The organism is Nocardia vinacea NBRC 16497 (assembly GCF_000308835.1).
GTDB lineage: Bacteria > Actinomycetota > Actinomycetes > Mycobacteriales > Mycobacteriaceae > Nocardia > Nocardia vinacea.
In genome coordinates, this window is the sequence record NZ_BAGN01000006.1 from 79,794 (window position 1) to 94,913 (window position 15,120).

Annotated in this window: 14 protein-coding genes; 11 read left to right on the plus strand and 3 right to left on the minus strand. The window is 65.8% G+C overall.

Features of this window, described 5'->3' with window-relative positions; all coding sequences use genetic code 11:
• The first annotated feature begins 60 nt into the window (after positions 1-60).
• Positions 61-861 (plus strand): Cof-type HAD-IIB family hydrolase, encoded by an 801-nt coding sequence (locus tag ON44_RS00950; protein WP_040685884.1) that lies wholly within the window; start codon positions 61-63, stop codon positions 859-861.
• A gap of 9 nt (positions 862-870) precedes the next feature.
• On the opposite strand, the gene ON44_RS00955 is transcribed toward ON44_RS00950, so the two are convergent.
• Complete coding sequence (locus tag ON44_RS00955) at positions 871-3,156, minus strand: N-acetylmuramoyl-L-alanine amidase (RefSeq protein WP_444543886.1); 2,286 nt, start codon at positions 3,154-3,156, stop codon at positions 871-873.
• 349 nt (positions 3,157-3,505) lie between these two features.
• On the opposite strand from ON44_RS00955, the gene ON44_RS00960 reads away from it, so the two are divergent.
• Positions 3,506-5,101, plus strand: a complete 1,596-nt coding sequence (locus ON44_RS00960; RefSeq protein ID WP_085998457.1) for a SpoIID/LytB domain-containing protein — start codon at positions 3,506-3,508, stop codon at positions 5,099-5,101.
• Between the two features lie 365 nt (positions 5,102-5,466).
• Here ON44_RS00960 and ON44_RS00965 read toward each other — a convergent pair whose 3' ends face one another.
• A complete protein-coding gene (locus ON44_RS00965) occupies positions 5,467-5,967 on the minus strand; it encodes a MarR family winged helix-turn-helix transcriptional regulator (protein WP_040685818.1) in 501 nt (166 codons plus the stop codon).
• A gap of 106 nt (positions 5,968-6,073) precedes the next feature.
• On the opposite strand from ON44_RS00965, the gene ON44_RS00970 reads away from it, so the two are divergent.
• The 4 genes from ON44_RS00970 to ON44_RS49820 all read left to right on the plus strand — a co-directional run bounded on the left by ON44_RS00970 (position 6,074) and on the right by ON44_RS49820 (position 9,583).
• Positions 6,074-7,009 carry an EamA family transporter gene (locus ON44_RS00970; RefSeq protein ID WP_051181274.1) on the plus strand — a complete coding sequence of 312 codons (936 nt, stop codon included), beginning with the start codon at positions 6,074-6,076 and terminating at the stop codon, positions 7,007-7,009.
• Positions 7,010-7,070: 61 nt separating this feature from the next.
• Positions 7,071-7,832, plus strand: coding sequence for a MerR family transcriptional regulator (locus tag ON44_RS00975; protein ID WP_040685819.1), 762 nt, complete (start codon positions 7,071-7,073; stop codon positions 7,830-7,832).
• Positions 7,833-8,131: 299 nt separating this feature from the next.
• Complete coding sequence (locus ON44_RS00980; RefSeq protein ID WP_040685820.1) at positions 8,132-8,635, plus strand: hypothetical protein; 504 nt, start codon at positions 8,132-8,134, stop codon at positions 8,633-8,635.
• 243 nt (positions 8,636-8,878) lie between these two features.
• Positions 8,879-9,583: a hypothetical protein gene (locus ON44_RS49820; RefSeq protein ID WP_051181276.1), complete on the plus strand. Its 705-nt coding sequence runs from the start codon at positions 8,879-8,881 to the stop codon at positions 9,581-9,583.
• A 21-nt stretch (positions 9,584-9,604) separates the two neighbouring features.
• On the opposite strand, the gene ON44_RS00990 is transcribed toward ON44_RS49820, so the two are convergent.
• Positions 9,605-10,267 (minus strand): TetR/AcrR family transcriptional regulator, encoded by a 663-nt coding sequence (locus ON44_RS00990; RefSeq protein ID WP_040685821.1) that lies wholly within the window; start codon positions 10,265-10,267, stop codon positions 9,605-9,607.
• A gap of 104 nt (positions 10,268-10,371) precedes the next feature.
• On the opposite strand from ON44_RS00990, the gene ON44_RS00995 reads away from it, so the two are divergent.
• The 5 genes from ON44_RS00995 (at position 10,372) to ON44_RS01015 (ending at position 15,111) form a co-directional block, all read left to right on the plus strand.
• Positions 10,372-11,094, plus strand: a complete 723-nt coding sequence (locus tag ON44_RS00995) for an SDR family NAD(P)-dependent oxidoreductase (RefSeq protein WP_040685822.1) — start codon at positions 10,372-10,374, stop codon at positions 11,092-11,094.
• Positions 11,095-11,169: 75 nt separating this feature from the next.
• Positions 11,170-11,397 carry an enoyl-CoA hydratase/isomerase family protein gene (locus ON44_RS01000; protein ID WP_040685823.1) on the plus strand — a complete coding sequence of 76 codons (228 nt, stop codon included), beginning with the start codon at positions 11,170-11,172 and terminating at the stop codon, positions 11,395-11,397.
• A 116-nt stretch (positions 11,398-11,513) separates the two neighbouring features.
• Complete coding sequence (locus ON44_RS01005) at positions 11,514-11,795, plus strand: hypothetical protein (protein ID WP_040685824.1); 282 nt, start codon at positions 11,514-11,516, stop codon at positions 11,793-11,795.
• A 152-nt stretch (positions 11,796-11,947) separates the two neighbouring features.
• A complete protein-coding gene (gene glf, locus ON44_RS01010; RefSeq protein WP_040685825.1) occupies positions 11,948-13,180 on the plus strand; it encodes a UDP-galactopyranose mutase in 1,233 nt (410 codons plus the stop codon).
• On the plus strand, positions 13,177-15,111 hold the full coding sequence (locus tag ON44_RS01015) for a glycosyltransferase (protein WP_040685826.1): 1,935 nt from the start codon (positions 13,177-13,179) through the stop codon (positions 15,109-15,111). The genes glf and ON44_RS01015 overlap by 4 nt, the downstream gene beginning before the upstream one ends.
• Positions 15,112-15,120 lie beyond the last annotated feature (9 nt).

Genomic DNA, 15,120 nt, shown 5'->3' on the forward strand with positions numbered 1-15,120 from the left:
CCGAGATGGTCTTCCGGCAGGATGGAATAGGTGACGCGCCTGCACCTGCCCAAGCCGAAGATGGTTGCCACCGATGTGGACGGCACCCTCATCGATCACGACGAGCGGGTCACCGCGCGAACGAAGACGGCCGTGGCTGCTCTGATCTCCGACGGGGTGCCGTTCGTGCTGGCCACCGGACGCCCGCCGCGCTGGATCGATCCGGTGGTCGACGGGCTGGGTTATGCGCCGCTGTGCGTCTGCGGCAATGGTGCGGTGATCTACGACAGCGCCGCCGACCGCGTGCTCGCCAGCCGGACCCTGGACGTGGACACCCTGGCCTGGATCGCCGACCTGGCCGAACGCGCACTGCCCGGCTGTGGTCTGGCCGCCGAACGCGTCGGCGCCAGTGCGCACGACGCGGTGACGCCGCAATTCGTGAGCTCACCGGAATACGAACATGCCTGGCTGAATCCGGATGACACCGAGGTTTCGCGCGCCGAGGTCATCGATGCGCCCGCGATCAAGATGCTGGTCCGACTACGCGGCGCCCCCAGTGCCGATATGCGCGCGGTCCTCGCACCGCTGATCGGCGACCGCGCCGATATCACCTACTCGACCGATCACGGACTGATCGAACTCTCCGCGCCCGGCGTCACGAAGGCGTCCGGCCTGGCTATCGTCGCCCAACGCCTCGGTGTCGAACATTCGGCGATCATCGCATTCGGCGATATGCCCAACGATGTTCCGATGCTGACCATGGTCGGCCATGGCGTCGCGATGGCCAATGCGCATCCGGAGGCGCTCGCCGCCGCGGACGAGATTGCGGCGGCGAACTCCGAAGACGGTGTGGCGCAAGTGCTCGAGCGCTGGTGGGTGTGAACGCTCCGGTCAGCTGGCCGGTGCGGGGACTGGTTCGGGGCCTGGCGCGATAACCTGGCCGACCGGGTTGCGGTTGACCTGCTGCTGGTAAGTGTCGTTATAGGTCTTCCGGACGGTGGTGATGATGCCGGTCAGCTGGTTGAGAATCAGTGAGCCGTACTGGAAGTCGGTTCGCAGCCCGTTCGGCACCGAGTAGCTGTTGCTCATCGGCAGCCCGAGAAGCCCGGCATCCCCGCCGAGGGCGAGGAAGCGATCCAGGATCGCGCCCATCACCTCGAACACCTGACCGTTCGGGCCGGTATAGACGTACCCGTTGACGAACTTCGCGTACTGCTGCCCCTGCGCGGCGGGCAGCGGCTCCGACACCGCCGCGCCGAGCGGGCCATCCGGACCGCCCTTATCGGCCCAGTGCTTGGCGATCGCATTCTGATTCACCATGCCGAGCAGCTTGGCCGTGAGTGCGGCCAGCGTGGCGATATCGGTCTGGGTCTGCGGGTCGGTCTGGGTCTGCGGTTGCTGGGTTGTCGGCGCCTGTGCCTGCTGTTGCGGCTTGGTGGACATGCCGGACGGTGCCGATATCCCCGCTGCGATATCCCGAATGCGGTCCATATCGGCGTAGGCGGAGTCACCGGGGCAGCTGGTATTGCCGACGTCGCGATGCGCGAACACCACCGGCAGCCGGACCGCCTCACCCTGCGCATACGAGGTGAAGTCGGTGCCCTCGGAATACATCGTGGTGTAGCCCTTGGGATCCAGGCCCGCGATCTTGGACCGCCACCCGATGAACCGGCCGATCGCATTGATCGCCTCTTCCGACGGTTCCTCGGATTCGTAGTTGCCCATCAGTGCGACACCCGAGGTGTTCTCGTTGAACCCACCTGCGTGCGCGCCCTGCACCGGGCGATCCAGTCCGCCGAAGCGGCCCTCGAAGATCTGGCCGTACTTGTCGACCAGTGCGTTGTAGCCGATATCGCACCAGCCCAAGGTCTTTGCGTGATACGTGTAGATCGCGCGGACGATGCCCGCCGATTCGGCCCGGGTGTAGTCGTTGCGGCCCGCGGTGTGGTGCACGGTGAGGCCGCCGAGCTGGTCGTCGTAGGTGGGTTCCTCGCAGCGGATGGATTCGTCCGCGCCCCACTGGGATCGGGTGATGACATTGGGTCCGCCACCGGGGAGCGCCGCGGCGACATTGTTGAGCGCGCCGTCGATCGCGCCGCGGCCCGGATCGATCAACACGGCCGTCAGTGCGGCGGCGGTCTGGGCCGGATCATCGGAACGTCCGGCCGCCGGGGTTGGCAGCATCGGCACGGCGCCCTCCGCGTCACCCGCGACGGGGGGACGCGGTGCGGCCGCCACGGCAGGCTTGCGGGTCACCAGGATCTGCACGGACTGGGTATTGCCGACGTAGATCGGCTCGGTGCCGGTGGTGCCGCCGATCGCCTGATCGTTGCGACGGGTATCGACGGCCTCGGTGTCGTACCAGGGACCCCACATGCCATCGGACTGACGGGCCCGGACCAACGCCTTGGTATTCACCAGATCGTGCGCGGTCAGCGCGACAACGCTGAACGGGGTATCGCGGCTGAGCTCCTTGACCTGCGCGCCCACCTGGCTGAGGAGTTCCGGAGGGACGGCGCCAGGTGACAGTGCCGGTGTGTCGGGGGTGACGTCGGGCTCGAGCTGGGTGGGATCGGCGATGAAGGCGACGGCTGGGGACCGGCCTTGGGTCGGTTGACCGGGGGTTGAGCCCTGATCTGGGATGGTTTGGCCTGGGATGGTTTGGCCAGGTAGTGGTTGGCCTGGGATGGTTTGGGCGGGTAGCGGTTGGCCCGGAACGGTTTGGCCGGGCAGCGGTTGGCCCGGAACGGTTTGGCCAGGTAGTGATTGGCCCGGGACCGTTTGGCCGGGCAGTGATTGGCCGGGAACGGATTGGCTCGGTGTGCTCTGTCCGGGATCGAGCTTGGGTAGTGGAATTTCCTTCGGTAGCTCGACACCGGGTGGCAGTGGCAAACCCTGGGGAACCGGAATGGATTCCGGAATCGGCAGCATGCGTAGATCCGAAAGATGCAGATCAGGCAGGTCGAGACCGGTGAGTTCGCGTAGCGGAAGGGTGATGTCGGGCGCCGTGGTGAGAACCACCTCGGCCAATTGCGCGGGGATTGCGGTGAGCTCGCTACCGGTTGTCGAGCGGTAATCGGTCGAATCGCTCAGCGTGAACGTCGCGAGCGGAGCCGCTACCGCAAGTGTGGTGACAACCGGGAGCACGTAGGAACGTTTCGGTTTGCGGTACGGCACGAGCATCTCCAATCAGGTCGAACCGAGCGATCATCTGCATGAATGTCAGGGTTGCTTCCTGATGCATCAACGATCACACTAGTTCACAACTGTCACAGGTCTAAACCTCTGATTGAGGGATTATGTGATTGCTCGAATGTAGCTCTCGATTTGCGACCGGATGGAACGACATGCCGACAGGTATCGAACCGATCGGGTCCTGGAAAACCGTGGGAGTGAACGGATGCGAAGTAGACGGCACCGGAATGACACGACGCGCGGGGAGCGAAAATTGCGGGTGAAAACGAATGCATCACGCGAACGAATTGGCGGGCAGCGGATATCGGGAACTCCGATTTCCATCCGTCCGATGCTGGTCACCGGTGGTGCGGCCGTCCTGGCCAGCACCATACTCGCGTTCTGGGTCTGGCCGACCGACGCGCTTGTCCGTCCGTTGGCCGGACCGGGCCATGGGCGCGGTATGAGTCAGGTCGGCGCGTTCGACAGTGCCCTTGAAGGCTGGGCTGCCGAACGCATCCTCGATCGCTACTACCCGGGCGCGACGCTCAGCAAAATCTCGGCGACCACCGTCGGGGTGCGGCTGTTCACCCAGGACGACTCGACGCTGGACGCCTATGCCGACGCCGGATTGCGAGTCGCGGGCCAAATGCTGCCGCGCGGCCAGGTCGCGCATCTCACCGCGCTACCCGACGGCGGCGCGAATGTGGTTGTCACGATGGGCTGTGACGGTGCGGTGCTGTGGCAGCGGGCGACCGCCGACCCGTGGATCTATCCGCTCAACCCGCGGCCCAACCGTCCCGCCGCCGAACATCTGACGCTGTGCGGTGGTTCGGCATATCGCGGCTCACTCGGTGTTGCCATGGAAAACGGTGCGGCGCGCACGGTGAATCGCGTCGATGTCGAGGACTATCTGCTCGGTGTCGTCCCGGCCGAGGTGCAGGCCAACTGGGTCGACAAGGGAGCGACGGAAGCCCTTCGCGCACAAGCGATCGCGGCACGTTCGTACGCGCTGGCCGAGCATCGCTACCCATACGCGCAGACTTGCGATACCACCGACTGCCAGGAGTATCCAGGCACTGCCAAGGAGGATCCGCGCGCGGCCGCTGCCATCGCATCGACCGCGGGGACGGTGCTTTTGCGGGACGGCCGAATCCTGCGTTCGGAGTACTCCTCCGCACCGGACGGTGGCGAACCGGCCGATATCTACGCCTTCGATGTCGGACCGACGCCCGCCGAACTCGGCACCCCGGTGGTCGGTGCGGGTAATCCGGTGGATCCCCGCAAGCAGACTCTCGTCGCCGAATCCCCGATCGATGCCGAATACCGCCGGATCGGCGGTGCGAGCAGCGCGGTCGGCCAGCCGCTCGGCCCCGAAATGGCGCTACCCCAAAACGGCGGTACCTACCGGCTTTTCACCAACGGCGTCATCATCGCGACACCGACGCTCGGTGCCCAGGTCGTCGACTTCACGACGCTGATGCAGCTGGTGCCGGATGCGCACGAGGGCAAGCCCGGCGGCACCGTGCTGCCGGGCAGTAACGGGCGCGCCGTACCACCCGGCGCGAATGGCACGCCCGAGAGCGCAGTGCCCGGTGCTGCGAATGGCGCGCCTGAAAGCGCGGCGCCCGGAAGTGCGGTACCGCCCGGTGTGCACAGCTCACCCGGGAGCACAGTGCCCGGTGGCACGAACGCCGTGCCTGAGAGTGCCGCACCCGGCAATGCCGCGCCCGCGAGCGCGCCGCCCGGCGGCGACGTCCCGCCTGGAAGCGCCGTGCCGGACGGTAACGTCCCGCTTGGAAGCGCCGTGCCCGAGGGCGCGCTCGCGCCCGGAACCACCGTCGCCCCGACCACGGCATCGACCCCAACCCCGCCACCCCCACGTGCTCCCGCGATCCCCTCGGTCGCGCCGACAGACGAGGATTCGCAGCTGACCGAAGAGCCGTAGTCACCGAGCCGTTTTGGACCATTCGCGTCGGCCACGGGAGTCGTGGCGTCCGCGCGATTGCCGGTGCAGCGTCGCCGAATCCACTTACGCGAGTCGGAGCGACGACGAGTTCGAGTTGCGTGACGCATTCGTTCGGTCAGGTGGCCTCGGTCCGGGGCGGCGCAGCCTTGCCTCGGCCGGTGCCGCGTCGGCGAATCTATTTACGCGAGTTGGAGCTAGACGACGAGTTCGAGTTGCGTGACGCATTCGTTCGGCCAGGTGGCCTCGATCTGGCGCGGCGCAACCTTTGCCTCGGCCGGTGCCGCTATTAGCGAATTCGCCTGCGCGACAAGAGCTGTAACTGGCGTGGTCGGGCATTTGTCGAATCAGGACGACGCGGTGTCGCCCAACGATTCGGTCAGGGTTCGCAGCAGATCGGCCAGGTGACCGCGGTCCTGCTTATCCAGTGCGGCGAGGAGGCGTTGCTCGTTCGCCATGTGCAAGGGCAGTAGGTCGTCGATCAGGGTGCGGCCTGCGGCGGTGAGTTGGACGCGGATTGCTCTGCGGTCCTCTGGGCAGGGTGCGCGCTCGACGAGGCCCTTGGCTGCGAGTCGGTCGATGCGGTTGGTGATGGCGCCCGAGGTGAGCATGGCGACCTGGTTGAGGGCGCCCGCGGTGAGTCCGTCGGCGCCGCCCGAGCGACGCAGGGTCGCGAGCATGTCGAACTCCCAGAACTCCAGTCCGTGTCCGGCGAAGAACTTCTTCAGGTCCTGTTCCAGCAGGCGGGACAGCCGTTGGATGCGTCCGATCACCGCCATCGGTGACACGTCGACGTCCGGCCGTTCCCGGTTCCAGTGCGCGGTGAACAGATCGATCGAGTCGGCCACGGCGTTCCTCTCGATAGTGATTATCTCAACATTCATCTACTTGACGGCGAGATATGCCAGCGAGTAGATATTTCAACGTTGAGATTATCAATGAGGAGCGACCAACATGACAACAACCACCGCCGCGCGCGACTCGTACGCCGGCACCCTGGCGCTCGCCGCACTCGCCCCGATCGCATGGGGCTCCACCTACGCCGTGACCACTGAATTCCTGCCGCCGGACCGTCCGCTCTTCACCGCGCTGATGCGCGCGCTGCCCGCCGGGCTCGCGCTGCTCGCCATCACCCGCGTGCTGCCGCGCGGGGTCTGGCTCGGGCGCGCCGCTGCCCTCGGTGTCCTCAATATCGGCGCGTTCTTCCCGCTGTTGTTCCTCGCCGCGTACCGGCTGCCGGGCGGTGTCGCCGGTGTTCTGGGTGCGGTCGCACCGATGTTCGCGCTGGCCTTCGCAACAGTCGTGCTCGCCGAAAAACCCAACGGGCGCAAGGTGATCGCGGGCCTGATCGGTGTCTTCGGGGTCGCACTTGTGGTGCTGCGCGCCAATGCGCAACTCGATACGGTCGGTGTGATCGCCGGACTCGCCGGTGCGGCGTCCATGGCGATGGGCACGGTGCTCACTCAGCGTTGGGGTCGACCCGAGGGTGTCGGACCGCTCGCGATCACCGGCTGGCAGCTCACCGCGGGTGGCCTGTTCATCGCGCCGCTCGCCTTCCTGATCGAGGGTGCGCCGCCCGCACTCGACGGCCGGGCCGTCGGCGGCTACCTGTACCTCGGCGTCATCGGTACCGCGCTGGCGTACTTCCTCTGGTTCCGCGGCATCGCCAAGGTGCCGGCGACCTCGGTCGCCTTCCTCGGACTGCTCAGCCCGGTATCTGCGGCGGTGATCGGCTGGATCGCGCTCGGTCAAGCATTGAGCCCGCTGCAGGTGGTCGGACTCGGTATCGCGCTCGGCGGCACGCTGCTCGGTCAGATGGTCGCAAAGCCGCGGATCGAACCTGCCGTGGTCATACCTCGAGTGCCGGTCGGCGCACATCAAAGGGGTTGACCTTGACGTAACGTCAACTTGCAAGCTGGTTGTACCGACGAGAAAGAAGGGAGAACAGGTCATGCGAACGGGCACCGAATGGTCCATCCAGGATCTGGCCAAGGCGGCCGGTACCACCAGCCGAACGCTGCGCCACTACGGGCAGCTCGGGCTGCTGCCGCCGAGCCGGATCGGCGCCAACGGCTACCGCTACTACGACCAGGACTCCCTGGTTCGGCTGCAACGCATCCTGCTGCTGCGCGAACTCGGCCTCGGCCTTCCGGTCATCGCCGAAGTTCTCGCGGGCGAACAGGACACCGCCGCCGCGCTGCGCGCGCACCTGGAACTGCTTCGGCAGGAACAGGATCGGATCCGGCGCCAGATCGAGTCGGTGACCACCACGCTGCACAAGACGGAACGAGGTGAACAACTCATGGCAGCAGAGGTTTTCGACGGTTTCGACCACACTCGGTACAAGGATGAGGTGATCGAACGCTGGGGTAAGGCCGCCTACGAAAGCGCCGACCGCTGGTGGCGCTCGCTCAGCGAGGCGGATAAGCAGGCGTACTTCCAGACCCACCTGGATATCGCCGCCGACTACGGCCGGGCGCACGCCGCCGGACTCGCCCCGGACAACGACGAGGTCCAGGCCATCGTCGCGCGGCATTACGACTGGATCGGGGTCGGTTCACAGCGCCGCCCGTCGTACGAGTACTTCACCGGACTCGGCGAAATGTACGTCGCCGACCCGCGTTTCGCGGCCAACTACGACGTACACGGTGACGGCACAACCGAATTCGTGCGTGACGCGATGAAGGCGTACGCCGAGGCCAACCTGCGGTAGTTCGAAAGCTGCCGTCTGACGGTGGATCGAGTGGGGCGTCCGCATGTTGCGTGCGGGCGCCCCACTCGCGGTATCCGCTGCTCGATCGCCAGCCGGCTGCGCAAACGCCGATTGGGCGCACCGTGATGTCCCGTGCGACGAGCAGCCGAACCGTGCCGTGCCGCCTAACGGCCGCTGGATTGCGCAAAGCCGCGACGCTACTGAGCGGAGCCCGGCGGCCGTAGGATCGGGTGGTCCGCAATCATCGGGGAGGAGCGCCGATCATGCTTTACCGGAGTGGGGATCGGTCGCCGAGTGGGGTGGTCGCGCAGATCGGCGCGGCGATTGCGGTGCTGTACGGGTTGGGAAGCCTGCTCGGGGGCACCTTGCTCGTCGTCGACTTCATCGACAATCGAAGCCGGTTCGACAATTCGCTCGTCATCTTCACTACGCTCGGCGCGGCGCTGATGGCCTTTGCCATGATCTTCGGCGGTATCCAGCTCTGGCGTCAGGACGAAACCGGGCGCTACACGCTGATCGTCGCATCCGGCCTATCGCTCGCGATCGGCATTGTCGGACTTGCCGTTTCGCTCACCGACTACGAATTCGGCCTCGGCATCTTCTGGTGGTCCACCGCCGACCACCCGATCTGGGTACCGCCCTTCTTCGGCCTGGTCGGCCAGGTGACCGCCCTCATCCAGGAAAACCTGCTTCGCACCGCCATAGACCTAACCCAACCCCTCCTCATCCTGCTCCTGTGCGCCAACAGATTTGCCGCTCGCTGGACCGCCGCTCGCCCCGCCCACCCCGCACTGACCTACTGATCGCCGCTCCGCTCATCGCCGCAGTGCCCAGCACCGGCGATCGGGCTGCGGTCGAGTAATCGCGGTTCGTGCGTTGACGTTCTGGCCCAACGAAAGCGGGGGATTCGATGAGTCATCCGTACGGACAGCCCGGCCATCCACAGCAGCCCGGCACACCAGCTGCCGCACTTTACTGATCGCACGCTTCGAGCGAAACGGCTGGGTACGGTACAGTTTCGCGATCGGAGTGGGAGGGAGATCTCGATGGGGTATCCACACGGCCAGCCGGGTTACGGTTATTCGCAACCGGCATACGGCTATCCGGGGCGGCCGAGTGGTACGGCCGCGATGACCGCAGGGGTCATCGCGGTTATCGTCGGCCTGCTCGGCCTTGTCGGAGTGGTGATCGGATTGTCCGCCGTGGTCGGCGAGAGCAGGTCGCACAACGATCACAGTTTCGGTCCGTCCGCACCGGAAGTACCCGGTTATGTCTACGGCTTGATCGGCCTCGGTGCGGTTATCGCTTTGCTATGGCTGTTCGGCGCGATCCTCCTGTTCCGCCGCAGTACTGCAGGCCGGGTGATCCTGATCGTTTTGTCCGCGCTCGGATTGATCGGCGCTATCATCACCGCCATAAACGGAGCTCCCGGCAGCCTCGTGGTGGGTTTGATCCCGCTGATCATTCTCGCCTGCGCCGCGTCCGGCTCCACCCGTGACTGGATAGCCGCGGGTCGCGCACCGTACCCCTACGGCCAGCCGGTTCAGCCGTATGTGCAGCCTGCGCCCTATGGTCAGCCGGTGCAGCCCTTTGCCCCGCCGTTTGCGCAGCCCATCCAGCCACCGGCCCCTCCGTATGTGCAGCCCGCGCCCTTCGGTCAGCCAGCGCCGTATGGTCAGCCGGATCCGTATCAGCAGCCTGGATTTCAGCCCGGGCAGTATCCGCAGCAGCAGCCTTATCCGTATCAGTGAAGTTGACGTGCTGAGTTTCGTTCAAGTGCCACATGCGTTTTCGGATGCGCGGCGGTGCTGACCCTTCAGCGCTTGCATCAGTTGATCTTCGGTGATGGGGGGCACCGGGAGGGGGTGGGCGGCGGTGGCTCGGAGGCCGTCCAGGACCAGGGCGAGGTGACGCCGCCAGGCTTCGGGGGCGATTTTGGCGGTGGCCTCGATGATTCGGGTGTGCGACCAGGTGATGAAGGCGATGTCTTCCAGGACCCAGTCGGGGCGTAGCGCGCCGGATTCCTGAGCGCGCGCGACGATTTGTCGCATCAGGCCATGGCCGAACTCCTGGGCGTGCGCGATGGCGGGGCTGGGGGCGCCGCGCAGGGCGAGGTCGCTGAGGAGGCGGTCGGCGGCCTGGAGTGCGCAGACCTTCTCGACCAGGTAGACGAAAGCGTCCCAGGGGTCCTGGATTTCCATCGCCTCCTGAGCGATGCGGCCGCCTGTCTCGATGCGGTCCTCGACGGCCGCGGCGATGAGGTCGTCGCGGGTGGGGAAGCGGTTGTAGAGCGTGCCGATGGCGACGCCCGCGCGGGCGGCGATTTCCTTGAGCGGCGCGTCCAGACCGCGTTCCTCGAAGACCTCGCGGGCGGCGTTGACGAGCGCGTCCCGATTGCGTTGGGCGTCGCTGCGTAACGGCTTGTCCACGGGCATTCGCCGATCCTACAAATCCGGTACCCGATTTATCTTGAGCATAGGTTCAACTTAATGCTAGCGTCGACACTAACTTGAACCACTGCTCAACTTAGTGAGGAAGTATGACCAAGACGATCGCGATCTTCGGCTTCGGACCAGGACTCGGCATGGGGACCGGACGGCGATTCGGCCGGGAAGGATTCCGGGTGGCGGTCATCGGCCGGAATCCGGACAAGGCCCGCGGGCATGCCGCGGAACTGGCCGCCGAGGGCATCGAGGCCGCGGCCTTCCCCGCCGATCTCACCGACGAAAAGCAGCTGTACAGCGTGGTCGATGACATCACCGACAAGTTCGGGCAGATCGATGTCGCGATGCACGGCGCGGCGGGCGATGCGGTCGATCGCATCCCGACCACCCTCGATGTCGACGCCGCCAATCTGCGCGTCCCGCTGGAATTGAAGGTCTACTCACCGATCTGGATGACCCGCGCGCTCGCGCCCGCGATGATCGAGCGCGGCGCAGGGGCACTGCTGTTTTCGTCCGGATACTCCGACGGGTATCCGGTCCCGTACCTGTCCAACTTCGGCGTCGCGCTCGGCGCGCAGCGCACCTACATTCGCCAGCTCGCGATCGAACTGCAGGGCACCGGCGTCTATGTCGGCCTGCTCAATATCGGCGTGCTGATCGGCAACAGCAAGGCCGAGCGCCTGGTCGACGAGCAGCCGGAACTGTTCCCGGCCGGGCTCGAGATCGTCCGCATGACCAATGACGAACTGGGCGACCACTATTGGCGCATGTACACCGACCGCGACACCGTCGAGTCGGATATCGGCTTTCCGGAGTAGTTCATGGTGTTGGCCGCCGGATCGCCCTGCGGTACGACTCGCGATTCGAGGCCGAGATATGCGCGCCGATCAGCGGTGCGGCCGCGCCCTATTCTCACCCTGTCGGGCCGACGCATCGATGCCGCCGAGGCGCTGCGCATCGGCTTGGTCGCGGAGGTCGTACCCGCGGCGGAGTTGATGGATATCGTGGGCCGCCTCGCCCGAGATATCGCACGCGGTCCGCGCGAGGCGCTGATACGAACGAAGGCGAAGGCGGTGCGGCGCATGGGCATAGACGTGGGGATGGCGACGCTGGCGATGTGAACGTACAGATCGAAACCAGCGTCCGAGGCAATTCGACGTGCTCGGTGTAGACGGATCGCGGTCAGCCGAGATACCGACGCGGCGCTGTCGAGCCGTCTGGACAGGCCGTTGACCGAATGCGTGACGATCGGATCGTCGAGGATTCGGTGCGCTCGTTCGCCGCCGCCGGCGCGACCGGCAGCCTGTCCCGATGCACCCCGCACCGCGGCGATGGTGCCGTGGAAATCGGCGACCTGACGGTCGAAGGCGGCGACCCGCTCGCCCGGCACCGCGGTGCGCAGCGCGGTGGTGGCGGTGAGGATGTCGTCGGGCCGCTGGCGACTGCTTGTGGGTCGCTCGAACGGGTCAGCGTTGGTGCAGTCGCCGAGTCAACGCTGGACCGCGAACTGGACAGATGATCAGTTCGTGTGGATATGTATATAGCCCCGGTGCCCGCGGCGTAGTCATTTCGGCAAACACCAGGAGAAATCCCGATGGCATCCGTCGGTGACTGCGCGCAGGTCGCGACTCCACCTGGCCCGCGCGCGGACTTCCGATACGCTGGGCACCCGTGACCGTCGCATCGTCCCCGGGTAACTCCGCAAACTCCGCCTCACAGTTCGATCTGATCGTCGTCGGCTCCGGATTCTTCGGGCTGACCGTCGCCGAGCGCGCCGCCAATCTACTCGGCAAACGGGTGTTGGTGATCGATCGTCGCTACCACCTCGGCGGCAACGCCTATTCGGAGCCGGAGCCGCAGACCGGGATCGAGGTGCACAAGTACGGGGCGCACCTGTTCCACACCTCGAACAAGCGGGTGTGGGACTACGTGACCCAGTTCACCGAATTCACCGGCTACCAGCATCGGGTCTTCGCGATGCACAAGGGGCAGGCCTACCAGTTCCCGATGGGCCTCGGTCTGATCTCCCAGTTCTTCGGCCGCTACTTCACGCCGGAGGAGGCGCGCAAGCTGATCGCCGAACAGGCCTCGGAGGTCGAGACCAAGGACGCGCAGAACCTCGAGGAGAAGGCGATCTCGCTGATCGGCCGCCCGCTCTACGAGGCGTTCGTGCGCGACTACACCGCCAAGCAGTGGCAGACCGATCCGAAGGAACTGCCCGCGGGCAATATCACCCGCCTGCCGGTGCGCTACACCTTCGACAACCGCTACTTCAACGACACGTACGAGGGACTGCCCAAAGAGGGCTACACGAAGTGGCTGGAGAATATGGCCGCCTCCGAGCTCATCGAAGTCCGGCTGAACACCGACTGGTTCGATGTGCGCGAGCAGATCCGCGCCGAGAACCCGGACGCCCCGGTCGTCTACACCGGACCGGTGGACCGCTACTTCGACTACAGCGAGGGCGAACTCGGCTGGCGCACCATCGATTTCGAGACCGAAGTGCTCGAAACCGGTGACTTCCAGGGCACCTCGGTGATGAACTACAACGATTCGGATGTGCCCTACACCCGCATTATCGAACCGCGGCACTTCCACCCGGAGCGCGAGAGCTACCCGGACGACAAGACCGTGATCATGCGCGAATTCTCCCGTTTCGCGCAGACCGGTGACGAGCCGTACTACCCGATCAATACGCCGGAGGACCGCGCCAAGCTCACCGCATACCGGGCGCTGGCGAAGAAGGAAACCGCAGCGGCGAAGGTGCTTTTCGGTGGTCGCCTCGGCACCTACCAGTACCTGGATATGCATATGGCGATCGGCAGCGCGCTCAGCATGTTCGACAATGTCCTGCGGCCGCACCTGGAGTCGGGCGAACCTCTTTCGGATGAAAGCGACGAATGACCTCCCAATCGATCCTGGAAGATATGACCACCGAAACCCGCGCGAAGTCGCTGCTGCAGCGCATCATCCTGCCCCGGCCGGGTGAACCGCTGGACGTGCGTACCCTCTACCTGGAGGAATCGCCGACCAACGCCCGGCGCGCGCACGCCACCACCCGCACCTCGCTGTCGGTGGGCGCGGAGTCGGAGGTGTCGTTCTGCACCTACTTCAATGCGTTGCCCGCGAGCTACTGGCGGCGCTGGAGCATCCTGAAGTCGGTGGTGCTGCGGCTGGAACTCGCCGGGCACGGCCGTGTGGACGTCTACCGTTCGAAGGCGGACGGCTCGCGAATCCACGTGCAGGGCAAGGAATTCGCGGTCGCGCCCGGCACTGAATCGGTGCACGTGGAATTCGAGACCGACCTCGGCCCGTTCGAGGACGGCGGCTGGATCTGGTTCGACATCACCACCGATACGGCAGTCACGCTGCTCGCGGGCGGTTGGTACGCACCGGTCGAGGCGCCCGGTGCGGGCACCATCGCGGTCGGCATGCCGACCTTCAACCGGCCGACCGACCTGGTGAAAACCCTTGGCGCGCTGGGGTCGGATCCGCTGGTGCTCGAGAAGATCGCGGCGGTCATCGTCGCCGATCAGGGCAACCGCAAGGTGGTCGACGAGCCCGGCTTCGCCGAAGCGGCCGCGGTTCTCGGCGATCGGCTCGCCATTCGCAATCAGCCCAACCTGGGTGGTTCCGGGGGCTACAGCCGGGTCATGTACGAGGCGCTGAAAACCACCGACGCCCAGTACATCGTCTACATGGACGACGATATCGAGATCGAACCCGATTCGATCCTGCGCGCGCTGGCCTTCGCCCGCTTCGCCAAATCGCCCATGCTGGTCGGCGGGCAGATGCTCAACCTCCAGGAGCGCTCACACCTGCACAGCATGGGCGAGGTCGTGGATCGCGGCATCTTCATGTGGACCTCCGCGCCGAATGTCGAATACGACCACGACTTCTCGAAATACCCGCTCAAGGACCGCGACAACTCCAAGCTGCTGCACCGGCGCATCGACGTCGACTTCAACGGCTGGTGGACCTGCGTGATCCCACGCCAGGTCGCCGAGGAGATCGGTCAACCGCTGCCGCTGTTCCTGAAGTGGGACGACGTCGAATACGGGCTGCGCGCCCGCGATCACGGCTACTCCACCGTCACGCTGCCCGGCGCCGCCGTCTGGCATATGGCCTGGAGCGACAAGGACGACGCGATCGACTGGCAGGCGTACTTCCACCTGCGCAACCGCCTGGTGGTCGCCTCGCTGCATATGCCTGGCAACGGGCGCGGCATGGTCGTCAACACCGTCAAGGCGACTCTGAAACATCTACTCTGCCTGGAGTATTCGACGGTCGCCATCCAGAACCTGGCCATCAAGGACTTCCTCGCCGGACCGGAGCGACTGTTCCAACTGCTGCCGAGCGCCCTCGGCGTGGTGCACGAAATGCGCAAGCAGTACCCGGATGCGGTCATCCTGCCGTCGTCCACCGAACTGCCGCTGGCCAGCCACATCGGCGTCGGCGCGGTCGGTGAACCGGCGAATCCGATCGCCAAGGTGGTCCGCCTGGCCAAGGGCGTCGTGCACAACTTCCGCCCGGCACATGCCGAACATCACGAGCGTCCGCAGCTGAATGTGCCTACGCTGGACGCCCGTTGGTTCCTGCTCTCGCAGATCGACGGCGTCACCGTTACCACCGCGGACGGCCGCGGCGTGGTCTACCGTAAGCGCGATCCGCGTCAGGCCCTCGGCCTGTTCAAGGAGGCCATGCGGCTGCGCAAGGAGTTGGCGGCCCGCTTCCCGGAGATGCAGCAGCGCTACCGTGCCGCCCACCCGAAGCTGACCAGCGCGGCGGCTTGGGAGAACGTCTTCGGTATCGATACGAAGGATGAGCAGCAGTGAGTCTGGAAG